18 protein-coding genes and 1 riboswitch are annotated in these 22,896 nt (G+C 71.5%); of the genes, 15 read left to right on the forward strand and 3 right to left on the reverse strand.

Features of this window, described 5'->3' with window-relative positions:
• Positions 1–105: 105 nt before the first annotated feature.
• Positions 106–897 (reverse strand): class I SAM-dependent methyltransferase, encoded by a 792-nt coding sequence (locus ACIF80_RS11360; protein WP_399802349.1) that lies wholly within the window; start codon positions 895–897, stop codon positions 106–108.
• A gap of 304 nt (positions 898–1,201) precedes the next feature.
• Here ACIF80_RS11360 and mfd point away from each other — a divergent pair, with 304 nt between their 5' ends.
• Entirely contained in the window at positions 1,202–4,780 is a 3,579-nt protein-coding gene (gene mfd, locus ACIF80_RS11365) for a transcription-repair coupling factor (RefSeq protein WP_399802351.1), read from the forward strand.
• Between the two features lie 249 nt (positions 4,781–5,029).
• Here the strand turns inward: mfd and ACIF80_RS11370 are convergent, their stop codons facing one another.
• On the reverse strand, positions 5,030–5,233 hold the full coding sequence (locus tag ACIF80_RS11370; protein WP_399802353.1) for an antitoxin: 204 nt from the start codon (positions 5,231–5,233) through the stop codon (positions 5,030–5,032).
• 266 nt (positions 5,234–5,499) lie between these two features.
• On the opposite strand from ACIF80_RS11370, the gene ACIF80_RS11375 reads away from it, so the two are divergent.
• The 12 genes from ACIF80_RS11375 to ACIF80_RS11430 all read left to right on the forward strand — a co-directional run bounded on the left by ACIF80_RS11375 (position 5,500) and on the right by ACIF80_RS11430 (position 18,763).
• Positions 5,500–6,255: an HNH endonuclease family protein gene (locus tag ACIF80_RS11375; RefSeq protein WP_399802650.1), complete on the forward strand. Its 756-nt coding sequence runs from the start codon at positions 5,500–5,502 to the stop codon at positions 6,253–6,255.
• Between the two features lie 268 nt (positions 6,256–6,523).
• On the forward strand, positions 6,524–7,168 hold the full coding sequence (locus tag ACIF80_RS11380; RefSeq protein WP_399802354.1) for a hypothetical protein: 645 nt from the start codon (positions 6,524–6,526) through the stop codon (positions 7,166–7,168).
• Between the two features lie 38 nt (positions 7,169–7,206).
• Complete coding sequence (locus ACIF80_RS11385; RefSeq protein ID WP_399802653.1) at positions 7,207–8,703, forward strand: protein kinase; 1,497 nt, start codon at positions 7,207–7,209, stop codon at positions 8,701–8,703.
• 170 nt (positions 8,704–8,873) lie between these two features.
• Positions 8,874–9,524: a SurA N-terminal domain-containing protein gene (locus tag ACIF80_RS11390; protein ID WP_399802356.1), complete on the forward strand. Its 651-nt coding sequence runs from the start codon at positions 8,874–8,876 to the stop codon at positions 9,522–9,524.
• A gap of 104 nt (positions 9,525–9,628) precedes the next feature.
• Entirely contained in the window at positions 9,629–10,618 is a 990-nt protein-coding gene (locus tag ACIF80_RS11395; protein WP_399802358.1) for a nucleoside triphosphate pyrophosphohydrolase, read from the forward strand.
• A 172-nt stretch (positions 10,619–10,790) separates the two neighbouring features.
• Positions 10,791–12,083 carry a cytochrome P450 gene (locus tag ACIF80_RS11400; RefSeq protein ID WP_399802360.1) on the forward strand — a complete coding sequence of 431 codons (1,293 nt, stop codon included), beginning with the start codon at positions 10,791–10,793 and terminating at the stop codon, positions 12,081–12,083.
• A gap of 393 nt (positions 12,084–12,476) precedes the next feature.
• The gene (locus ACIF80_RS11405) at positions 12,477–13,412 is read left to right on the forward strand and encodes a transglycosylase family protein (RefSeq protein WP_399802362.1); all 936 of its coding nucleotides are present in this window, start codon (positions 12,477–12,479) and stop codon (positions 13,410–13,412) included.
• 295 nt (positions 13,413–13,707) lie between these two features.
• Positions 13,708–13,876: riboswitch (cyclic di-AMP (ydaO/yuaA leader) on the forward strand.
• A gap of 4 nt (positions 13,877–13,880) precedes the next feature.
• Positions 13,881–14,642, forward strand: a complete 762-nt coding sequence (locus ACIF80_RS11410; RefSeq protein ID WP_399802365.1) for a transglycosylase family protein — start codon at positions 13,881–13,883, stop codon at positions 14,640–14,642.
• 399 nt (positions 14,643–15,041) lie between these two features.
• Positions 15,042–16,331: a phosphopyruvate hydratase gene (gene eno, locus ACIF80_RS11415; RefSeq protein WP_399802367.1), complete on the forward strand. Its 1,290-nt coding sequence runs from the start codon at positions 15,042–15,044 to the stop codon at positions 16,329–16,331.
• 231 nt (positions 16,332–16,562) lie between these two features.
• The gene (locus tag ACIF80_RS11420; protein WP_399802370.1) at positions 16,563–17,039 is read left to right on the forward strand and encodes a septum formation initiator family protein; all 477 of its coding nucleotides are present in this window, start codon (positions 16,563–16,565) and stop codon (positions 17,037–17,039) included.
• A gap of 186 nt (positions 17,040–17,225) precedes the next feature.
• Positions 17,226–17,825 carry a DUF501 domain-containing protein gene (locus ACIF80_RS11425; protein WP_399802373.1) on the forward strand — a complete coding sequence of 200 codons (600 nt, stop codon included), beginning with the start codon at positions 17,226–17,228 and terminating at the stop codon, positions 17,823–17,825.
• Complete coding sequence (locus ACIF80_RS11430; protein ID WP_399802374.1) at positions 17,822–18,763, forward strand: exopolyphosphatase; 942 nt, start codon at positions 17,822–17,824, stop codon at positions 18,761–18,763. The genes ACIF80_RS11425 and ACIF80_RS11430 overlap by 4 nt, the downstream gene beginning before the upstream one ends.
• Before the next feature lie 508 nt (positions 18,764–19,271).
• Here ACIF80_RS11430 and ACIF80_RS11435 read toward each other — a convergent pair.
• Positions 19,272–20,015 (reverse strand): metallophosphoesterase, encoded by a 744-nt coding sequence (locus tag ACIF80_RS11435; protein WP_399802376.1) that lies wholly within the window; start codon positions 20,013–20,015, stop codon positions 19,272–19,274.
• A gap of 130 nt (positions 20,016–20,145) precedes the next feature.
• Here ACIF80_RS11435 and ACIF80_RS11440 point away from each other — a divergent pair, with 130 nt between their 5' ends.
• Together ACIF80_RS11440 and ACIF80_RS11445 are read left to right on the forward strand one after the other, a co-directional pair.
• The gene (locus ACIF80_RS11440; protein ID WP_399802378.1) at positions 20,146–20,769 is read left to right on the forward strand and encodes a CGNR zinc finger domain-containing protein; all 624 of its coding nucleotides are present in this window, start codon (positions 20,146–20,148) and stop codon (positions 20,767–20,769) included.
• A 721-nt stretch (positions 20,770–21,490) separates the two neighbouring features.
• Positions 21,491–22,888, forward strand: a complete 1,398-nt coding sequence (locus ACIF80_RS11445; protein ID WP_399802381.1) for an NAD(P)/FAD-dependent oxidoreductase — start codon at positions 21,491–21,493, stop codon at positions 22,886–22,888.
• Positions 22,889–22,896 lie beyond the last annotated feature (8 nt).

The raw sequence follows: 22,896 nt of genomic DNA on the forward strand, positions 1-22,896 counted from the left end.
GACTTGCTTTCGCTGAATGCGGGAGGACTCGGCACGGAGCGGGGACGGAGTACGGGAGCGCGGCGCAGAGGTGCGGTGCAGGGGTGGGGCAGGGGAGGGACGGGCCTACCGGTCGGTCGCGTGCGGTTTGTGTCCCCACGCCGTCAGCATCGCGATGAACATCTCCCGGGTCTCGGGCCGGCGCACGTGGGCGACGGCCTCGTCCAGCGTGGCCCGGGCGATCCCGTCGGCCAGCAGGTGGCTCTCGGACTGCTCGAGCGTGTGCGCGACGAAGGTGGCGAACCCCGGGTTCATCCCGATGATCGGATGGTGCGCGAGCAGGCCGACCTTGGCCAGTCCCATGTCCGTGAGGATCTGCGGGTACCGGGAGGCGAAGTGGAGATCGCTGCCGATCACGTTCGCCATCATGCGGAAGTGCCCCGTCATCACCTCGCGGTAGGCGGGATGGTGGTACTGCCCGGGGTGCAGTGAGACACCGTCGGTGAGCACCAGCAGCCCTCCCGGCCGCACCCAGGACAGCATGCGGGGCAGCAGTTCCTCCCGCTGCCGCAGGTGCATCATCAACAGCCTGGCGTGGACGAGGTCGAACTCGCCCGGAAGGAAGTCGGTGTGGTTGATGTCCGCGTGGACGACATCGAGGTGGGACCGCTTCCGCGCCAGGAACGTGATGTCGCGGTCGACCGCGGTGACCGGCCCGTGGACGGTCCGGCTCAGCCAGGAGCTGACGGTGCCCGTCCCCGCTCCGACGTCCAGGCAGCGCCAGCCGGGGCCGACACCGAGGTCGTGCAGGGTTTGGAAGGAGACCGGGTCCAGGGCCCGGGTGAGTCCGTCCAGGCGTGTCTGTTCGTTGTCGCGTGCCGATGAGAACAGCACGTCGCCGTAACTTTCCGTAGCCACGGTGGTATCAACGATCTACTGGGTGTAGCGACACGGGCGGAACGGGCGGTTCGAGGAGGGCTGTCCGTCGCTGCCCGCCGCCCGGCCCGTGCTCGGTCCGCCGCCCGGCCCGTGCTCGGTCCGCCGCCCGGCCCCGTGCTCGGTCCGCCGCCTGCGCCGTGCTCGGTCCGCCGCCCGTGCCGTGCTCGGTCCGCCGCCCGCCGGGGCGCGGTGTCCGGGTACGGGCGTCGTACGCTGGAGATCCCCGGCCCGCGGCGCGTGTCGGGCCCGTCGTGTTGCACACCTCCGGATGGAAGCGCCCCGAATGAGCCTGCACGGTCTGTTGGACGCCGTCGTCAAGGACACCGCCCTCGCGGAAGCGATCTCGGCGGCCGCCGACGGCAACCGCATGCACGTCGATCTGGTCGGTCCCTCCGCCGCCCGCCCGTTCGCGGTCGCCGCCCTCGCCCGGGAGACCGGCCGTACGGTGCTGGCCGTGACGGCGACCGGCCGGGAGGCGGAGGACCTGGCGGCGGCCCTGCGCTCCATGCTCCCGCCGGAGGAGGTCGTGGAGTACCCGTCCTGGGAGACGCTGCCGCACGAGCGGCTCAGCCCCCGCAGCGACACCGTGGGACGCCGCCTGGCCGTGCTGCGCCGGCTGGCGCACCCCCGCGCGGACGACCCGGAGACGGGCCCGGTGTCGGTCGTCGTCGCGCCCGTACGGTCCGTGCTCCAGCCGCAGGTCAAGGGCCTGGGCGAGCTGGAGCCGGTCGCGCTGCGGACCGGGGGGAGCGCCGACCTGAACGAGACCGTCGAGGCGCTCGCCGCCGCCGCGTACGCGCGCGTGGAGCTGGTCGAGAAGCGCGGCGAGTTCGCCGTACGCGGCGGCATCCTCGACGTGTTCCCGCCCACCGAGGAACACCCCCTCCGGGTGGAGTTCTGGGGCGACGACATCGAGGAGATCCGCTACTTCAAGGTCGCCGACCAGCGGTCCCTGGAGATCGCCGAGCACGGCCTGTGGGCCCCGCCCTGCCGGGAGCTGCTGCTCACCGAGGACGTACGGGAGCGCGCGCGGGTGCTGGCCGAGCAGCACCCGGAGCTGGGCGAGCTGCTCGGCAGGATCGCCGAGGGGATCGCGGTCGAGGGCATGGAGTCCCTCGCGCCGGTCCTGGTCGACGACATGGAGCTGCTGCTCGACGTCCTGCCCGAGGGCAGCATGGGCGTGGTGTGCGACCCGGAGCGGGTGCGGACCCGTGCGGCGGACCTGGTCGCGACCTCGCAGGAGTTCCTGCAGGCGTCCTGGGCGGCCACCGCCCAGGGAGGCGAGGCGCCCATCGACGTCGGCGCGGCCTCCCTGCGGTCCATCGCGGACGTCCGTGAGCGGGCCCGCGAGCTGGGGATGATGTGGTGGGCGGTGTCGCCGTTCGCCGCCGACGAGACGTTCGCGTCCGACGACGGGGCGGGGGACTCGGACACCCTCAAGCTCGGCATGCACGCCCCGGAGAGCTACCGGGGCGACACCGCGCGGGCGCTCGCCGACACCAAGGGCTGGCTCGCCGACGGCTGGCGCACGGTGTTCGTCACCGAGGGCCACGGTCCGGCCGCCCGCACCGTGGAGGTGCTCGGCGGCGAGGGCATCCCGGCCCGCCTGGCGGGGACCGAAGGGAAGCCGGGGACGGGCGACCTCGGTGAGATCGCCCCGTCTCTCGTGCACGTCGCCTGCGGCTGCATCGACCACGGCTTCGTCGACCCCGTGCTCCGGCTCGCGGTGCTCACCGAGACCGACCTGTCCGGCCAGAAGGCGTCCGGCCGCGAGGGCGCCCGGATGCCGGCCCGGCGCCGCAAGACCATCGACCCGCTCACCCTGGAGGCGGGCGACTACATCGTCCACGAGCAGCACGGCGTCGGCCGCTACATCGAGATGGTGCAGCGCACCGTGCAGGGCGCGACCCGCGAGTACCTGGTGGTGGAGTACGCCCCCGCCAAGCGCGGCCAGCCCGGCGACCGCCTCTACATCCCCACCGACCAGCTGGAGCAGATCACCAAGTACGTCGGCGGCGAGGCGCCCACCCTGCACCGGCTCGGCGGCGCCGACTGGACCAAGACGAAGGCCCGCGCCAAGAAGGCCGTCAAGGAGATCGCCGCCGACCTGATCAAGCTGTACAGCGCGCGCATGGCGGCCCCCGGGCACGCCTTCGGCGGCGACACGCCCTGGCAGCGCGAGCTGGAGGACGCCTTCCCGTACGTGGAGACGCCCGACCAGCTCACCACCATCGCCGAGGTCAAGGAGGACATGGAGAAGACGGTCCCCATGGACCGGCTGATCTGTGGCGACGTCGGCTACGGCAAGACGGAGATCGCGGTGCGGGCCGCGTTCAAGGCCGTCCAGGACGGCAAGCAGGTCGCCGTCCTCGTCCCCACGACGCTGCTGGTGCAGCAGCACTTCGGCACGTTCGGCGACCGGTACGCGCAGTTCCCGGTGAACGTGCGGGCGCTGTCCCGTTTCCAGACCGACACGGAGGCCAAGGCGGTCCTGGAGGGCCTGCGGGAGGGCTCGGTGGACGTCGTCATCGGCACGCACCGGCTGTTCTCCTCGGAGACGAAGTTCAAGGACCTGGGTCTGGTCATCGTCGACGAGGAGCAGCGGTTCGGCGTCGAGCACAAGGAGCAGCTGAAGAAGCTGCGCGCCAACGTCGACGTGCTGACCATGTCGGCCACCCCGATCCCGCGCACCCTGGAGATGGCGGTCACCGGCATCCGTGAGATGTCGACGATCACCACGCCGCCGGAGGAGCGCCACCCGGTGCTCACCTTCGTCGGTCCCTACGAGGAGAGGCAGATCGGCGCGGCCGTCCGCCGTGAACTGCTGCGCGAGGGGCAGGTCTTCTACATCCACAACCGGGTCGAGTCGATCGACCGCGCGGCGGCCCGGCTGCGCGAGATCGTGCCCGAGGCGCGCATCGCGACCGCCCACGGGCAGATGTCGGAGACGGCGCTGGAGCAGGTCGTCGTCGACTTCTGGGAGAAGAAGTTCGACGTGCTGGTGTCGACGACGATCGTCGAGTCCGGCATCGACATCTCCAACGCCAACACCCTGATCGTGGAGCGCGGCGACAACTTCGGCCTGAGCCAGCTGCACCAGCTGCGCGGCCGGGTGGGCCGCGGCCGGGAGCGCGGTTACGCGTACTTCCTGTACCCGCCGGAGAAGCCGCTGACGGAGACCGCGCACGAGCGGCTCGCGACGATCGCCCAGCACACCGAGATGGGTGCGGGCATGTACGTGGCGATGAAGGACCTGGAGATCCGCGGCGCCGGAAACCTGCTCGGCGGCGAGCAGTCGGGCCACATCGCGGGCGTCGGCTTCGACCTGTACGTGCGGATGGTCGGCGAGGCCGTCGCGGACTACCGGCGCCAGCTGGAGACCGGAGAGCTCCAGGAGGAGCCGCCGCTCGAGGTCAAGATCGAGCTGCCCGTCGACGCGCACGTCCCGCACGAGTACGCGCCCGGCGAGCGGCTGCGGCTCCAGGCGTACCGGTCCATCGCCTCCGCCAACAGCGAGGAGGACGTCAAGGCGGTGCGCGAGGAACTCGTCGACCGCTACGGCAAGTTGCCGGAACCGGTGGAGAACCTGCTGCTGGTGGCGGGGCTGCGGATGCTCGCCCGCGCTTGCGGCGTCGGCGAGATCGTCCTGCAGGGCAGCAACATCCGGTTCGCGCCGGTGGAGTTGCGCGAGTCCCAGGAGCTGCGCCTCAAGCGGCTCTACCCCGGCACGGTCATCAAGCCGACCGCGCACCAGGTGCTGGTGCCCCGGCCGAAGACCGCGAAGGTGGGCGGGAAGCCGGTGGTCGGCCGGGAGCTGCTGGCGTGGGTCGGGGAGTTCCTGACGTCGATCCTGGGGTCGTGACCCGGCAGGCCGCGCCGTACCCGGGACCGTCCTGACGAGCGGAACCGCCCACGGGGAAGGGAGTCCGTGGGCGGTTCCCGACCGGAGTCACGTCGGGTCGTGGTGACGTATGTACCGGTCGGTCCTGCCGTGCGGGCTCCCTGGTCCCCTTGCGGGGCCGGGCCGCGCACGACGGATCGTCCGGGTTTCCCGGTGTGTTCCGGCCCGGCGGCCGGGCGAGGGTCCGGGAGCCGGGCGAGGGCCCGGAGGCTACGCCTGACCGGGGCGGTCCTGGTCGCGACCCTGGTCCCGGCTCATGCCGAGCCGGTCCTCGGCCTGCCGCTGCCCGGTGTCGACCTGGTTCTCGTACTTGCCGCCGGTCCTCTCGTTGACTTTCTTCTCCGCGGCGTCGGAGGCCTTCTTCGCCTTGTCCTGTGCCGCGCGGTTGCTCTTGAACTTGTCGAAGATGCCCATCCGGAGCTCCTTCCCAGGTGACTCAGCACCGACCATACGCGGAACGTGCAACGAATGCCCCTTTTGCGGTGATGTGGTCTGGACCTCTCGCTGGCTACCGTGGAGACAGTGAGATCCCGGCCGTTCGGGACGGGTGCAAGGCGCAAGGAAAAGGGGGCGCCGTGAGGCGGTACTCGACAACGTTCTCGGCGGATGCGGAGCGGGGCGGAGCGGGACGTGCGGGGGCGGCCGGCCGACGGGTGCGCCGCGACGGCGCGCCCAGGGGCCTGCGCCGTACCGGCCCCGTGGCACCGGCGCTGGCCGCCGTGCTGCTCCTCGCCGGCTGCGAGGCCCTGGAGGAGGGTGGTTCTCCCGCCGCGGGCGACGGTGCGGCACAGGTCCCGGACGGACGGGTCGTCAGCCCCCTGGACAACCCGAAGGGCGTCGAACCGGGCCTCGCCCCGCTGACCGGGGAGACGGACCGGACCGCCGGACGCGAACTCATCGGGACGGTGAAGACCAAGGGGCGCGGGCCGAGGACCGGATACGACCGCGACGAGTTCGGCTATGCCTGGAAGGACACGGCCGACGGCGTCCCCTTCGCGAGGAACGGGTGCGACACACGGAACGACCTCCTCCAGCGCGACGGGCAGGAGCTGCGGTTCAAGTCCGGTTCCCACTGTGTGGTCGTGGCCATGACGTTGGCCGACCCGTACACCGGCAAGACCATCGAGTGGCGCAAGGAGAAGGCGGCCGAGGTCCAGATAGACCACGTGGTGCCGCTCTCGTACAGCTGGCAGATGGGTTCCTCCCGCTGGTCCGTGGCTGAACGGGAGCAGTTGGCGAACGACCCCCTCAACCTCATCCCGGTCGACGGCAGCACCAACTCCTCCAAGAGCGACTCCGGGCCCGCGGCCTGGCTGCCGCCCAGCAAACGGATCCGGTGCGCGTACGCGGTCCGCTTCGCGCAGGTCGCCGTCAAGTACGAGATGCCGGTGACCACCGCCGACAAGGAGATGATGATGCGGCAGTGCGGCAACTGACCGTCGCCACGTGCGGCCACGGGGGCGACCTGTCACGCTCCGTCCGTTTCGTGAGGCCGCGTATGCGCGGTGTCCGCCCTCCGCGCGGAGGGCGCGCGGAGGGCGCGTGGGGGAGGGCGGGGCGGTCATGACGGCAACGGTTCGGTACACACCGGGACCGGTTGTCCCTGTCGGCCTATACGCTCGGACTCCCCACCGCGTTCTGCTCCGCGCAGACTCGCGGACCCGCACCACTTGTCCCATCGGCTACACCGGTCCAGGAGCAGTCATGTACGGCCACGGCGCGGCGCCGCCCCCTCGCAGCACGGCGACGGTCATCACCCTGCGCGTGCTGATCGCCGCCGCCGGCTTCCTGTCGTGCGGACTGCTGTCCTGCGTGCCGCTGTTCCGGGTCGCGGTCCTGCGCGGGCGCTTCCTCGACTGGCTGCTGGCCTGGGTGAGTCTGCCGCTGTCCCTCTTCTTCCTGATGGTGATCGGTTCGCTGCCGGAGACGGACACCCGGACCGATGTCGCCCTCTACTGTCTCCTGTCCCTGGGCGCCGGCGCCGCCGCCTACTACCTGACCATGGACATCCGCCACCACCGCCTGCTGCACCGGCACGGGATGTACGGCCCGCAGTCGCCCTACGCCGCGACGATGCACGCGCCGGGCGGCGCCCCCCTTCCGTACGGCTACCCGCAGCCCGCGTCGCCGTACGCGCAGACGGTCGTCCCGCAGCCCGGGGTGCAGCTGCCTCCGACGCCCGTGCCGCACCACGACACGCCGTCCTCCTCCGTCCCCCCGGCGCAGCCGCCGCAGCGCCCCGGACCGGCCCGTATCGACCAGGTGCGCGCCGAACTCGACGAGCTCAGCGACTACCTGCGCAGAAGTGACGGCGGCCAGGGCCAGGGCAACGACCGGGGTGACAGGTGAGCGTGACGGCGAAACGTGTCGTCGCCGGCCGCTACGAACTGTCCGCGCTCATCGGACAGGGCGGCATGGGGCAGGTCTGGACGGCCTACGACAAGCGGCTGGACCGGCGGGTCGCGGTGAAACTCCTGCGCCCGGACAAGGTGGCCGGCCAGGAGGCCGACGAACTGCGCCGCCGTTTCGTGCGCGAGTGCCGGGTGACGGCCCAGGTCGACCATCCGGGCCTGGTCACCGTGCACGACGCGGGCAGCGAGGACGGCGACCTGTTCCTCGTCATGCAGTACGTCGACGGTGCCGACCTCGGCGACCACCTCGCCGAGCACTCCCCGTACCCGTGGCAGTGGGCGGTCTCGGTGGCCGCGCAGCTGTGTGCCGCGCTGAGCGCGGTGCACGCCGTGCCGATCGTCCACCGCGACCTCAAGCCGCGCAATGTGATGGTGAAGCAGGACGGCACGGTCACCGTGCTCGATCTGGGCGTCGCCTCCGTGATGGACAGTGACACCACGCGCCTGACGCACACCGGTTCGCCCATCGGCTCGCCCGCCTACATGGCCCCCGAGCAGGCGATGGGCGGCGTGGTCGGCCCGTACACGGATCTGTACGCGCTCGGTGTGCTGCTGTACGAGCTGCTCAGCGGCGACGTGCCCTTCGCGGGCTCGACGGCGCTCGGTGTGCTGCACCGGCACCTCTACGAGGCGCCGGTGCCGGTGCGTCAGGTCCGCCAGGAGGTCCCCGAGGCGCTGGAGGCACTGGTGCTGCGCCTGCTCGCCAAGGACCCGCAGCACCGCCCCGCCTCCGCCCAGGAGGTCTACGAGCACCTGACGCTGCTGCTGCCGTCGCGGGGCACGCCCACCGGGGCGCCCCTCGACCCCACGCGTCCCTTCCTGCGTCCGCACGCGCCCTGGCCGGACCGGGCGCGTACCCCCGCGCCCCAGCCCGCCCCCGCCACACCGCCCGCGCCCGCCGCGGAGAAGGCCGACGTCGCCGCCGCCGTGGACGAGGTCAAGCGGCTGCTCGGGGAGGGCCGCATCACCCAGGCCGTGGACATCCTCGGCGGCATCCTGCCCGCCGCCGCCGAACAGCACGGCGAACACTCCCCGGTCGTCCGCACCCTGCGCAAGCAGTACGCGGCCACTCTCCTGGACGACGGCCAGTACCGGCGCGCACTGCCCGAACTGCGCCGCCTCGCCGACGAACGCGCCACCGAGGCGGGCCAGGCCGACCCGCAGTCCCTGCGCTACCGCTACGAGGCCGCCCAGTGCCTGGAGCAGCTCGGCCAGCCGACGGCGGCGCTCTCCGAGTACCGGGCGCTGCTGCCGTACTACGAGAACCAGTACGTGGCCGCGGGCGACCCGCAGCTCGCCCATGACGTCCGCCGCCGCATCGGCCACCTCCTGCTCGCCCTCGGCGACCGTCCCGCGGCCCACGAGACCCTGGCCCGGCTGCTGCACGACGTGGAGCGCTCCCAGGGTCCCGGCCACCCGCTCGCCGGCGAGATCCGCCGGACCCTGCAGTGGCTGGGACAGGTGCGCGGATAGCGGGGCAGGACGTCCCCTTCCGGCACCCGGCCGGGCCGGTGGGCGCGCGGCGGTGCCGGAAGTCCCGGTGAATCGTTGGTCGAATGGGTTGGCCAGAGCTCGGCCGCTGCCTACCATCGATCATCGCAGGACTTTGTGCACCGCCGCACAAGCTTCCCCAGGAGGTCTCCTTGCACCGCCGTCGCCGCACCGCGCTCCTCCTCACCGCCGCCCTCACCGCGGCGGCCCCCTTGCTCACCGCCTGCGGGAACGACGCCCGTCCCGGGGCGGCGGCCGTCGTGGACGGCCAGCGGATCACGGTGTCGCAGCTGGAGAACCGGGTCAACGAGATCCGCGCGGCCCAGCAGGAGGCGGTGCCGGACGAGGCCCAGTACGAGCAGGCCATCGCCCGCACCGGCAGCCTCACCCGCGACACCCTGCACAGCATGGTCCTGGACCGGGTACTGGAGCGCGCCGCGCGCGACGCCGGTGTGACGGTCACCCCCAAGGAGACCCAGGGGATGCGGTCCGGTCTGGAGGAGCAGGCCGGCGGGGCCGAGGCGCTGGAGTCGACCTGGCTGCAGCAGTACGGCATCCCGCCGGAGCGGCTCGACGACAACCTCCGCCTCCAGCTCCAGGCCCAGAAGCTCGCCCAGCGGCTCGGCACCGACACCAGCAGGCCCGAGTTCTGGCAGGCGCTGTCCGAGGCGAGCAAGAAGCTCGACGTCGACCTCAACCCGCGCTACGGCACCTGGGACGACGAGAAGAGCAGCCGCGTCGACGCCGGGACCCCGTGGGTGCGCGAGGTCACGGGGGCAGCCGGAGCCCAGCCGGTCGCCTGACGCGCGGGCCGATCGCCCGACATGCCGGGCGTACTTTCACACCGGGCCGGTCCCCCTGTGGACAACTTTCGGGGGCCGGCGGCGCCGTGGGTTAGTTTCGGATCGTGAACGCAACCAGCCCCGCGGCACCCTCCGCGGCCCCGACCGGCCGCATCGTCCTGCTCACCACCAGCCACCGCGTCGCGCCCGGCCTGCTGTCCTGGCCCGCCTGGCAGACCCTGCACGCGGCCGACAAGGTGCTGTGCGCGGACGGCGCCCACCCGCAGCTGCCGTATCTGCGCGAGGCGGGCATACCGGTCGAGGAGGCGTCCCCGGCCGCCGAGGACCTGGTGGATGCCTGCGCCGGCGGGCGGACGGTGGTGGTCGTGGCGACCGGTGAGGGCGAACCCGCCCTCACCGACGGCCTGGCCCGCCTCGCCGGCACCGGCCGCGTCCCGATGCCGGAGCTGGAACTGCTCCCCGCCTCCTACGACCTGCCGGGCGCCCGCCTGCTCGACCTCGTCCAGGTCATGGACCGCATCCGCGCCGAGTGCCCCTGGTCCTCCCGCCAGACCCACAAGGGCCTGGCGAAGTACGGCATCGAGGAGGCGTACGAACTCGTCGAGGCGATCGAGGAGGGCGACCGGGACGAACTGCGCGAGGAACTGGGCGACGTCCTCCTTCAGGTCGTCTTCCACGCCCGCATAGCCGAGGAGCACCCCGAGGAGCCCTTCTCCGTGGACGACGTGGCCGGCGGCATCGTCGCCAAGCTCGTCCACCGTCACCCCCACGTCTTCGGCGACGAGACGGCGACCACCCCCGAGGAGGTCAAGGAGCACTGGCTGCGCACCAAGGCGGTCGAGAAGCGGCGCAGCTCGATCACCGAGGGCATCCCGCTGGGCCAGCCGGGACTGGCCCTCGCCGCCAAACTCGCCTCCCGCGTCCGCACGGCCGGGCTGGACGTCCCCCTGCCCCGAGCGGAGGGCATCGGCTACGAACTGCTCGGCCTCGCGGTGCGGGCCGAGGCGGAGGGCGCCGACCCGGAGGCGGCACTGCGCGCGGCCGCCCGGGCCTACCGGGACGCGATACGGGCCGCGGAGGGCGTGGGGGAGTAGGCACCCCTGCCGCGCGCCGCCGGACACCTGCCGTGGAAAGCGGGGCGCACCTGCCCGTGGGCTGTTGGGCACCCGCCGCGGGGAGGAGGGCGCGCCTTGCCCGTGGGCCGCCGGACGCCCGTCGCGGGGAGCGGGGCGCGTCTCCCCGCCCGCCGCCGGATACGGTCGAGCGGTGACCGACCAGCCCCAGCCCCAGTTTCAGTCCCAGCCCGAGAACGGCGCCCCCGAACTCTTCACCTGGGAGTTCGCGAGCGACCCCTACCCCGCGTACGCCTGGCTGAGGGAGCACGCGCCCGTGCACCGGACGCGGCTGCCCAGCGGGGTGGAGGCCTGGCTGGTCACCCGTTACGCCGACGCCAAGCAGACCCTCGCCGACCCCCGCCTCTCCAAGAACCCGGCCCACCACGCCGAGCCCGCCCACGCCAAGGGGAAGACCGGCATCCCCGGTGAGCGCAAGGCCGAGCTGATGACGCATCTGCTCAACATCGACCCGCCGGACCACACCCGGCTGCGCAGACTGGTCAGCAAGGCGTTCACACCGCGCCGGGTCGCCGAGTTCGCGCCCCGGGTGCAGGAGCTCACCGACGGACTCATCGACCGGTTCGCGGACAGCGGCTCCGCCGACCTCATCCACGACTTCGCCTTCCCGCTCCCCATTTACGCCATCTGCGACCTGCTCGGCGTTCCCCGGGAGGACCAGGACGACTTCCGCGACTGGGCGGGCATGATGATCCGCCACCAGGGAGGCCCCAGGGGCGGCGTAGCCCGGTCGGTGAAGAAGATGCGCGGCTACCTGGCCGACCTGATCCACCGCAAGCGCGAGGCCCTGCCCGCCGAACCCGCCCCCGGCGAGGACCTCATCTCCGGCTTGATCCGTGCCTCCGACCACGGTGAGCACCTCACCGAGAACGAGGCCGCCGCCATGGCCTTCATCCTTCTGTTCGCCGGTTTCGAGACCACCGTCAACCTCATCGGCAACGGCACCTACGCCCTGCTCACCCACCCGGAGCAGCGTGAGCGCCTGCAGACGTCGCTCGCCGCAGGGGAGCGCGGGCTGCTGGAGACCGGAGTGGAGGAACTCCTGCGCTACGACGGGCCCGTGGAGCTGGCCACCTGGCGGTTCGCCACCGAGGCACTCACCCTCGGCGGGCAGCGCATCTCGGCCGGCGACCCGGTCCTCGTCGTCCTGGCCGCCGCGGACCGCGATCCGGATCGGTTCGCCGACCCCGACACGCTCGACCTCGCCCGGCGCGACAACCAGCATCTGGGGTACGGCCACGGCATCCACTACTGCCTCGGCGCTCCTCTGGCCCGTCTGGAGGGCCAGACCGCGCTCGCCACCCTGCTGACCCGTCTGCCGGACCTCGAACTCGCGGTGGACCCGGCCGAACTGCGCTGGCGCGGCGGCCTCATCATGCGCGGACTGCGCACACTGCCGGTGCGGTTCACCGCGCTGCCGATGTGATCTCGCCTACGGAGCACCGTGCCCGGCACCCGTTCCGAAATGACCCGGATGGTCGCCGAGTCCGCTCCGGGCCGTCCTCCGGCCGCCCTTTGCCTCCGCGCAAGTGACCGTCAGGTCCGCCGTGGACACGGTCCGTCGAGTTCGGGTGGGGCCGGCGTAAAGGTGACACCCACTCAACTCTGTGATCTTCATGTGATCTGCGCGGCATGAACTTGTGACAGACGTTCGAGTGCGGATACGTTCACCCATCAAGCACGGCGTCTCGCTTCTGCGATACCACAGTTCCAATCGCCGTGCGAGCAACCGTTGTCTGCGAAAGGTCTCCGCATGCTCTCCGGGAACGGTCGTCACCGTCGCCCCCGCCAGGCTCCGGCTCTTATCGTCGCGGCCGGAGTGACCGGCTCGGCCATCGCGATTCCCCTCCTCGGGGCCGGCGCGGCCAGTGCGGCCGACGGCTCGACCTGGGACCGGGTCGCCGAGTGTGAGTCCGGTGGCTCCTGGAGCCAGAACTCCGGCAACGGTTATTACGGCGGCCTGCAGTTGACCCAGACGGACTGGGAGAAGTACGGCGGCCTCGACTACGCGGCCAGCGCCGACCAGGCCAGCCGCGGCCAGCAGATAGCGGTGGCCGAGAAGATCCTCGCCGACCAGGGTGTCGGCGCGTGGCGGGCCTGCGGGCTGCTGGGGGGCCTGGGACAGGACTCGCCCGCGCTCGACCTCGGTACCGGCGCGAAGGGCGACGCGTCGGGCAAGTCCGGTTCCGAAAGGTCCGTCACTCCGTCGCCGTCCCAGTCCTCCGACTCCTCGAAGGACGCCAAGGACACCAAGGACACCAAGGACGCGAAGGACGCGAAGGGTGCCGCGGACGGCAAGGAGAAGGAGGAGGGTGCGGGCGGACCGGTCGACCCCGACGCTTCCCCCTCCGCCTCCCCGTCTCCCTCCGCCTCGGCCAAGGGTGACGACTCGGACAAGTCGGGGCAAAAGGAAGATGCTTCGGAATCGTCCGATGGCGAGAGCTCCGGCAGCGGCCGCCACCGCGGCGCCAGCGCCGAGGAAGAGGTGCGCGAGGACCGTGACGCCGGATCCTCCGGCCGGCACGCCTCACGCGGCGGTCTCGGCTTCACGCGCGGCCTTGACAGTGCGTCCCCGTCCAGCAGCTCCGGCTCGGGTGCCGGGAGCGACTCCTCGGTCGCCTCCGACTCCCTTGCCCTCGGCGGCGGATGGCTCGCCCAGTACAGCGGAGGGGACGAGGTCCTGGGCGCGGCCGCCCCGAACCTCATCCTTCCCGGTCAGACGCTCGCGTTCGGGTTCGAATCGGACAACGGCTGACATCCGGGCGGCAGCTGGGGGCGCGGGCACTTCCCGGTCGAGCGGTGGCCGGGTGCGGGTCGGGCGGTGACGGGGCGACAGGCGGACCGGTGTGCGAAAAAGTGCGTCGACAGCGCCAATTGACGTTGCGTTTTGCCGCGAATGTCCGGTTTAAAGATGATGAGAGATAGGTCTCAGAAGGCCTGATCTTCTTTGATAATCCGCCGGGCCCGTGTCTACGGTCGTGACCGCTCGTCATCACGGGCCCCGGCTGCCGCCACGCCGAATCCTGCCAGTGGCAGCACGGGAACAGTCGTCGCGTCATGCGCCGTAGGCAGGAGCGGGGGACCCAAGGTAGGCGCCGAATCCGGTGAGGGATGCCGGATGCGGCTAGGGGTGAAGCCGTGTCCCGTGAGGGACGCGGCCGGGCAACTCAACCGGCCCGAACCCGACAGCTCACCTCGTAGGCGTCGGTGAGGGGATCCATCCATGCTGTTTTCCGGCAAGGGCAAGCACCGTCGTCCGTCCAAGGCCACCCGTGTCATCGCCGTCGCCGGCGTCACCGGTGCCGCTGTCGCCGCCCCGCTGATGGCGGCCGGCAACGCTTCCGCCGCCACCGCCTCCGAGTGGGAGACCGTCGCCCAGTGCGAGTCCGGCGGCAACTGGTCGATCAACACCGGCAACGGTTACTACGGCGGCCTGCAGTTCTCCGCCTCCACCTGGGCCGGTTACGGCGGCACGGCGTACGCCGGCACCGCCGACCAGGCCAGCAAGGCCCAGCAGATCGAGATCGCCGAGAAGGTCCTCGCGGGCCAGGGCAAGGGTGCCTGGCCGGTCTGCGGCAAGGGCCTGTCCAACGCCGCCCACACCGGTGGCGGCTCCACCGAGGGCTCGGGCAACCAGAGTTCGGGCAACCAGGACAGCGGCTCCTCGCAGCAGTCCCAGCAGCAGGAGTCCCAGCAGCAGGAGTCCCCGAAGCGGAACACCGAGGCCGCTCCCGAGCGTTCGGCCGAGCAGAAGGCCTCCCGCTCCGACGAGCGTCCGGCCGCCAAGAAGACCGTCACCACCCCGACCGGTGAGAAGGTCGAGAAGGGCGACGGCGAGTACAAGGTCGTCAAGGGCGACACCCTCAGCTCGATCGCCTCGGAGCAGGACGTCAAGGGCGGCTGGGACAAGCTGTTCAAGCTGAACGACGACATCGTCGAGGACGCCGACCTCATCTACCCGGGCCAGCAGCTGCACCTGAAGTAAGGCCGCGGCCGCGAGTCCGGGCCCCGTCCCCACGGGTGCCTGCCCCGCCCCGGCGCGTGCCCCCGTACGCGCCGGGGCGGGGCTTTTTCCGTGTCCGGTACCGGAGTGGGTCCGTGCGTGGTACCGGAGTGGGTCCGTGCGTGGTGCCGGAGTGGGTCCGTGCGTGGTGCCGGAGTCGGTCCGTGCGCGGTGCCGGAGTGGGTCCGTGCGCGATGCCGGAGCCGGCCTCCCGTCTCCCGGTTTTCCGATACCGCCTTTGTTCCGTTCGGAAACAATTTACTCTCGGTTCTGTCCGCGGAGCGGCCGACCGGATGGCCGATCGCCCCGAGCCGGATAGGCTCGGGTCCGCAGGGCCCCGTGGCCCCGCTGAACCACGTCACATCCATGAAGGAGATGCTCGTGCCGTCCATCGACGTCGTCGTAGCCCGGGAAATCCTGGACTCCCGAGGCAACCCCACGGTCGAGGTCGAGGTCGGCCTCGACGACGGCAGCACGGGTCGTGCCGCCGTTCCGTCCGGCGCCTCCACCGGCGCCTTCGAGGCCATCGAACTCCGTGACGGCGATCCCGACCGTTACCAGGGCAAGGGTGTGGAGAAGGCCGTCCTGGCCGTCATCGAGCAGATCGGTCCGGAGCTCGTCGGCTACGACGCCACCGAGCAGCGCCTGATCGACCAGGCGATGTTCGACCTGGACGCCACCGACAACAAGGGCTCCCTCGGCGCCAACGCCATCCTCGGCGTCTCCCTGGCCGTCGCCCACGCCGCCTCCGAGGCCAGCGACCTGCCGCTCTTCCGCTACCTGGGCGGCCCCAACGCGCACCTGCTGCCGGTGCCGATGATGAACATCCTCAACGGCGGTTCGCACGCGGACTCCAATGTGGACATCCAGGAGTTCATGATCGCCCCGATCGGCGCGGAGTCCTTCTCCGAGGCCCTGCGCTGGGGCACCGAGGTCTACCACACGCTGAAGAAGGTCCTGAAGCGCAAGAGCCTGGCCACCGGCCTCGGCGACGAGGGCGGCTTCGCCCCGAACCTCGGCTCCAACCGCGAGGCCCTCGACCTCATCCTCGAGGCCGTCAAGGAAGCCGGTTACACCCCCGGCGAGCAGATCGCCCTCGCGCTCGACGTCGCCGCCTCCGAGTTCTACAAGGACGGCACGTACGTCTTCGAGGGCAAGGAGCGCTCCGCCGCCGAGATGACGGAGTACTACGCCGAACTGGTCGAGGCGTACCCGCTGGTCTCCATCGAGGACCCGCTGTTCGAGGACGACTGGGAGGGCTGGAAGGCCCTCACCGACAAGCTCGGCGACAAGGTCCAGATCGTCGGCGACGACCTGTTCGTCACCAACCCGGAGCGCCTGGCCCGCGGCATCGAGGAGGGCGCGGCCAACGCCCTGCTGGTCAAGGTGAACCAGATCGGTTCGCTGACCGAGACCCTGGACGCCGTCGAGCTGGCCCAGCGCAACGGCTTCAAGTGCATGATGTCGCACCGCTCCGGTGAGACCGAGGACGTCACCATCGCCGACCTGGCCGTCGCCACCAACTGCGGCCAGATCAAGACCGGCGCCCCGGCCCGCTCCGAGCGCGTCGCCAAGTACAACCAGCTGCTGCGCATCGAGGAGATCCTCGACGACGCCGCGGTGTACGCGGGCCGCAGCGCCTTCCCGCGGTTTCGCTCCGCGAACCAGTAGGCGCGGCGCTCCGCGAACCAGTAGGCGCGGCGCTCCGCGAACCAGTAGGCACAGCGCTCCGCGAACCAGTAGGCGCGGCGCTCCGCGAACCAGTAGGCGCAGCAAGGGCTGACCCGTACGGGGACACGACCCGGGTCGTGTCCCCGCCGGTAGTCCCTACGTCCCCGGACGCGGTCCCGTACCGTGTCCGGGGACGTACGTGCGTATGGCAGGGGAACGGGAGGCGGGGACATGGCCGTGAAGGACCGGGACCGGTTCTCCACCGCGACCAGGATCCGGCTGATCGGCGAGCAGACCGCCGCCCGGGTCTACCGCTCGCAGACCAAGCGCCAGGCCCGCCGCTCCCGGCTGACCGGCCGGGCCGCGCTGCTCGCCCTGGTGGTCTGTTCGCTGATCGTGGCCCTCGCCTATCCCATGCGGCAGTACGTGTCCCAGCGCGCCGACATCGCCGACCTCCAGCAGGAGAAGGACGAGACCCGCCAGCGGGTCGAACAGCTGCGCGACATGAAGGCGCGCTGGCAGGACGACGCCTACGCCGAGCAGCAGGTCCGCGCGCGGCTGCACTACGTCATGCCCGGCGAGACCGGCTACATCGTGATCGATCCGAGCGCGGCCGACCAGCCGCGCGCCGACCGCGGATCGGCCGCCCGCCCCTGGTACGCGAACGTCTGGGACGGCGTCGACAAGTCCGACGCGGCCGAGCGGTGAGCCCGGAGCCGTAGCCTTGATGCCCTGCGGTTCACCGGAACCCGCAGGGCCGACCGCACGACCCCGTACGACCCCGCACGACGGCGACAGCCCGTCGTACGGAGACCCGCGCGGAAGTCGCGCGGAAGCCGCGCAGACAATCGTAGAGAACCACCGAGAACCGCCGAGAACCGCAGAAAGACAGGTATGGACACGCCCCCGCCCACGACCCCGCGCACCGAACCGACCGACGCGGACGTCGAGGCGTTCAAGCAGCAGCTCGGCCGGCCCCCGCGCGGGCTGCGCGCCATCGCGCACCGCTGCCCCTGCGGGCAGCCGGACGTCGTCGAGACCGCGCCGAAGCTGCCCGACGGCACCCCCTTCCCGACGCTGTACTACCTCACCTGCCCCCGGGCCGCCTCGGCGATCGGAACGCTGGAGGCGAACGGCGTGATGAAGGAGATGACGGAGCGGCTGGCGACGGACCCGGAGCTGGCGGACGCGTACCGCGCGGCGCACGAGGACTACATCCGGCGCCGCGACGAGATCGAGGAACTGAAGAACTTCCCGAGCGCCGGCGGGATGCCGGACCGGGTGAAGTGCCTGCACGTCCTGGTCGCCCACTCGCTGGCCGCCGGCCCCGGGGTCAACCCGCTGGGCGACGAGGCGCTCGCGATGCTGCCGGAGTGGTGGCGCAAGGGCCCGTGCGTGACGGCCGTCGAGCCGCCCGCCGGCGAGGGATGGCAGGTGGAGAGCTCGGACGGCGGTTACTTCGCGGCCAAGCCGATCGAGGAGAACGACCGATGACCCGAGTCGCCGCCATCGACTGCGGTACCAACTCGATCCGGCTCCTGGTGGCCGACGCCGATCCGGCGACCGGTGAACTGACCGACCTGGACCGGCGCATGACGATCGTGCGGCTCGGCCAGGGCGTCGACCGCACGGGCCGGCTCGCCCCCGAGGCGCTGGAGCGGACGTTCGCCGCCTGCCGTGAGTACGCGGAGGCCATCAAGGAGCACGGCGCGCAGCGCCTGCGCTTCGTCGCCACCTCCGCCTCCCGCGACGCCGAGAACCGGGACGAGTTCGTGCGCGGGGTGCTGGACATCCTCGGCGTGGAGCCCGAGGTCATCACCGGCGACCAGGAGGCCGAGTTCTCCTTCACCGGCGCCACCAAGGAACTGACGGGCCGTGCGGACCTGCACCGCCCGTTCCTGGTCGTGGACATCGGCGGCGGCTCCACCGAGTTCGTCGTCGGCGACGACCACGTACGTGCCGCCCGGTCCGTGGACGTGGGCTGCGTACGGATGACCGAGCGGCACCTGCTGGTGGACGGGGCGGTGATGGACCCGCCGACCGAGGAACGGATCGCGGCGATGCGGGCCGACATCGAGGCCGCCCTCGACCGGGCCGAGCGGACGGTCCCGCTGCGCGAGGCCCGCACCCTGGTCGGCCTGGCCGGCTCGGTCACGACGGTGTCGGCGATCGCGCAGGACCTGCCCGCGTACGACTCGACGGCCATCCACCACTCCCGGGTCACCCTGGAACGCGTCCGCGAGATCACCGGCCGGCTGCTCCACGCCACCCACGCCGAACGCGCGGAGATCCCCTCCATGCACCCGGGCCGGGTCGACGTCATCGGAGCGGGCGCCCTGGTCCTCCTCGCCGTCATGGAACGCACCGGCGCGAAGGAGGTCGTCGTCAGCGAACACGACATCCTGGACGGGATCGCCTGGTCGGTGGCGTAGGCGTAGAAGACGTGCGTGTGGGCGCGGTCCGCATCCCGGGAGTCCCGGCCCACGGGCGAATTCTTCGACGCCGGAGCTCTCGGGACACGGGCCGCCCCCCCCAGGTCCGTACGGCGGCTGCCGGTTCACGTGGCCACGGTCCGGACCCCGAGGGCGAGGTACACCGCGGCTGTGATCCTCGCGGTCACGCGCCGGAAGCGGGGCGTGCGCAGGGTGCGTGAGGCGCGCCGGACGAGGACGGTCCAGGCGAGCAGCCGGAGTGTGATCAGCAGCGCGTGGGGCCGACAGGCCGCCGATGGCGAGCGCGGCGTGGATGTACAGCCCGGTGATGGTCCCGAGGGCGACGGAAAGAGCCTGACGGCGGCCGCTGCCGCGGCTGCTTCCGGTGACGTGCTGGACCGGAGGGGCCAGGCCGGCTCCGGGGGTGGCGACCGGGGGAGGGCCGCCGCCAGGAACCCGAGGACGGCACAGGGACGGACCACGATGCCTCCGGGCCGAGTGGATGGGGTCAGAGCACGACGCGGAAATGGGTGGTCAGGCGCCGGTCGTCGCCCAGGAGATGGAAGGCGAGGCCGGGCGGCTGGTCGCGGTCCGCGGGCCGGTCGCCCTCCCAGGGCATGCGCAGGGTCCAGGTGACGGCAGGACCGACGATCAGGGGGCGGGCGGCGAAGGTCGAGGCGGCCGCCGTGTGGGCGTGTCCGGTCAGGACGGCGGCCACCTGCGGGTGCGCCGCCAGCAGGGCCGCCAGTCGTCCGGGTTCTTCGAGCATCCCGGAATCGGGCAGCGGGTGGTGGAGTTCGACCGGCGGCTGATGGAACGCGACCAGGGCCGGGGTGTTCTGCGGCAGCCCGGTCAGGGTGGTGTCGATCCAGTCGAGGGTCCGGGCGTCGAGGCGTCCCTCGTCACGGCCGGGAATGGTGGAGTCGCACATCAGGACGGCGGTCCCGGCGACGTGGTGGAGCCGGTTGACGGGCCCGTCCTCGGGTGCCTCTTTGAGCAGGGCCTTGCGGTAGGCCGGACGCGCGTCGTGATTGCCGGGGCAGGTGAGCACCGGGAAGGGAGCGGCCAGAATGCGGGCCGCCTCCTCGTACTCGGCTTCCTCGCCGTGATCGGCGATGTCCCCGGTGACCAGGACCGCGTCGACCGGGCGGGGCAGGGCCCGCAGGTAGTCCATGACACGTTCGGCACGCCGGGTGGCCCGTTCGCTGCCGTCCAGGTGCAGGTCACTGACCTGGGCAAGAAGCACCGTCATTTTCCGTCCCCTCCCATGGCGGCCTCAACCGCAGTTTCTCTAACGGAAGTTCTCGTTTTCCCATGAGAGACCCTAGGGTGCGCGCAGGAATGTGATCAAGTGATCGGCGAACGAGCGGGGAGGGACGGGGATGTCGGCGGAGCGTTGGCCGGCGCTGGAACTGGCGAGCACGATCCGTCACGACGGGGACGGCGGCGTCACCGACGACCTCGCTACGGTCCAGGGAACGACCCACTGGATCCAGGCACAGGCCGGCCTGCTCACCGGCTGCGTGCCCGCTGGGGAAATGACGGCGGACGAGGACCTCGGAGCCGAGATCGTCGCGTTGCGACGCGCGGTCCGGGCGCTGTTCGCCCGGGCGGTGAGCCCCGCTCCCCCCAGCTCGGCGGACGCCCGGCGGCTGATGCCGGCCGAGCAGGCACTGGCCCACCTCAACGCGGTCGCCGCCCGTGAAACGGTCGTCCCGCAACTGGAATGGCCGCCGGACGGTGTCCCCACGCCCCGCCTGCTGTCGGCGGAGACCGATCCGAAGGTCCGCCTCGTGGCGGCCCTGGCCCGCGCCTCCATCGACTTCCTGAGCGGCCCGCAGCGCGAGCGGTTGCGGGCCTGTGCCGCACCCCGCTGCGTGCGCTACTTCGTCAAGAGCCATGGGCGTCAGGAATGGTGCAAACCGTCATGCGGAAACCGGGCCCGAGCGGCCCGCCACTACCGGCGGCAGCGCATGACCGCCGAGGGTGATCCCGCCCCGTCCTGATGCACGCCGAAGCAGGGCTCACGCCCGCTCCGTCCGTCGTGGGATCCGATCCGGCCGGCACCGGCGGGAGTTGACGGACCTCGGAAGGGCGGACGCGGGCCCGCCCCGGCGCGGCGCGCTCGCCGCCGGCGTGCTCTTGGCGGCCCTTGCCATTCCCGGCTTCTCCACCCCTGCGCGTGCCGCGAATCAGCCGGGGAGCCCCAGCAGGAGGACAAGCCGTGCCGGTGCCTCGCGGGTCCAGGCGGTGCGCACCATGACGGACCGGAGCGCCGACAGCCTCGACGAACTCGGCGCCGAACAGCACTCCGCTGAGCAGCGTGGATACCGTTTGAGCGGCTGAGGGAAGGGGCCGACCGGCCCTTTCGGGGCCTGCCGGCGGGAAAGTTCGTGAAGTTCTTCACAAGGAAATTGCCCCGGTAGGTCGAAGAACTGAGTCCGGTTGCCCCTTTCGGGCCCCCTGGGCTGCTTTGAACATGTTCAGAAGGTGTGGGCGAGAGGCGTCCGGCAGGTTGCCCCCGAGGGCACGCGGGGGGACTCACGGCGTCGCCGGGATCGAAGAGAGGCAGCTCACGCGGCATTGACAACGGGTCGGGCAGGGTCCTGGTTCCCGACTCCCGGCATGGGCTTGATCACAAAAGCCGGGAAGTGTAACACGACCGCTGACCAAGCTTGTGAAGGGGCGCACGAACGCACCCCCTCGGGCGGGTGGATACTCGATGGCATGAGCACCACGGAGCGTCCCAGGATCCTCGTAGTAGGCGGTGGGTACGTAGGCCTGTACGCAGCTCGGCGCATCCAGAAGAAGATGCGTTACGGCGAGGCGACCGTCACCGTCGTCGACCCGCGGTCGTACATGACCTACCAGCCCTTCCTGCCCGAAGCCGCCGCCGGCAACATCTCCCCGCGGCACGTCGTCGTCCCCCTGCGACGCGTGCTCCCCAAGGCGGAGGTCCTCACCGGCCGGGTCACCACCATCGACCAGGACCGCAAGGTCGCCACGGTCGCGCCGCTCGTCGGCGAGGCCTACGAGCTGCCCTTCGACTACCTGATCATCGCGCTGGGCGCGGTCTCCCGTACCTTCCCGATCCCCGGCCTCGCCGAGCAGGGCATCGGCATGAAGGGCATCGAGGAGGCCATCGGCCTGCGCAACCACGTCCTCGAGCAGCTCGACAAGGCCGACTCCACCACGGACGAGGAGATCCGCCGCAAGGCGCTCACCTTCGTCTTCGTCGGTGGCGGCTTCGCGGGTGCGGAGACCATCGGCGAGGTCGAGGACATGGCCCGGGACGCGGCCAAGTACTACAGGAACGTGTCCCGTGAGGACATGCGCTTCGTCCTCGTCGACGCTGCCGACAAGATCCTCCCCGAGGTGGGTCCCAAGCTCGGCAAGTACGGCAAGGAGCACCTCGAGGGCCGTGGTGTCGAGGTCTACCTCTCCACCTCCATGGACTCCTGCGTCGACGGCCACGTCGTGCTGAAGAACGGCCTCGAGGTCGACTCCAACACCATCGTGTGGACGGCCGGCGTCAAGCCGAACCCGGCGCTGGCCCGCTTCGGCCTCCCGCTGGGCCCGCGCGGCCACGTCGACACCCAGCCGACCCTCCAGGTCACCGGCACCGACTACATCTGGGCCGCGGGCGACAACGCCCAGGTGCCGGACCTCGTGGGCCGCAAGGCCGGCAACGAGAACGCCTGGTGCCCGCCGAACGCCCAGCACGCCCTGCGCCAGGCCAAGGTCCTCGGCGACAACGTGGTCTCCGGCATGCGGGGCTTCCCGCAGAAGGACTACAGCCACGCCAACAAGGGCGCCGTGGCGGGCCTCGGCCTGCACAAGGGCGTGGCGATGATCGTCATGGGCAAGATGAAGATCAAGCTCAAGGGCCGGCTCGCCTGGTACATGCACCGTGGCTACCACGGTCTCGCGATGCCGACCTGGAACCGCAAGATCCGTGTCTTCGCCGACTGGACGCTCGCCGTATTCCTCAAGCGCGAGGTCGTCTCGCTGGGCGCGATCCAGTCCCCGCGCGACGAGTTCTACGAGGCCGCGAAGCCGGCGCCGCTGCCCGCGGCCGCCAAGAAGGAATCGACCGAGAAGGCCGAGAAGGCCAACGCCTCCTGACGCCAGGC

It is taken from the genome of Streptomyces sp. NPDC085927, from assembly GCF_044540975.1.
Taxonomy (GTDB): domain Bacteria; phylum Actinomycetota; class Actinomycetes; order Streptomycetales; family Streptomycetaceae; genus Streptomyces; species Streptomyces hirsutus.

Bases quoted from the DNA above. Each gene is read 5' to 3' on its own strand.
- mfd (WP_399802351.1), top strand. From the start codon at position 1,202: ATGAGCCTGCACGGTCTGTTGGACGCCGTCGTCAAGGACACCGCCCTC.
- ACIF80_RS11370 (WP_399802353.1), bottom strand. From the start codon at position 5,233: ATGGGCATCTTCGACAAGTTCAAGAGCAACCGCGCGGCACAGGACAAG.
- ACIF80_RS11380 (WP_399802354.1), top strand. From the start codon at position 6,524: ATGTACGGCCACGGCGCGGCGCCGCCCCCTCGCAGCACGGCGACGGTC.
- ACIF80_RS11410 (WP_399802365.1), top strand. From the start codon at position 13,881: ATGCTGTTTTCCGGCAAGGGCAAGCACCGTCGTCCGTCCAAGGCCACC.
- ACIF80_RS11420 (WP_399802370.1), top strand. From the start codon at position 16,563: ATGGCCGTGAAGGACCGGGACCGGTTCTCCACCGCGACCAGGATCCGG.
- ACIF80_RS11425 (WP_399802373.1), top strand. From the start codon at position 17,226: ATGGACACGCCCCCGCCCACGACCCCGCGCACCGAACCGACCGACGCG.
- ACIF80_RS11430 (WP_399802374.1), top strand. From the start codon at position 17,822: ATGACCCGAGTCGCCGCCATCGACTGCGGTACCAACTCGATCCGGCTC.
- ACIF80_RS11435 (WP_399802376.1), bottom strand. From the start codon at position 20,015: ATGACGGTGCTTCTTGCCCAGGTCAGTGACCTGCACCTGGACGGCAGC.
- ACIF80_RS11440 (WP_399802378.1), top strand. From the start codon at position 20,146: ATGTCGGCGGAGCGTTGGCCGGCGCTGGAACTGGCGAGCACGATCCGT.
- ACIF80_RS11445 (WP_399802381.1), top strand. From the start codon at position 21,491: ATGAGCACCACGGAGCGTCCCAGGATCCTCGTAGTAGGCGGTGGGTAC.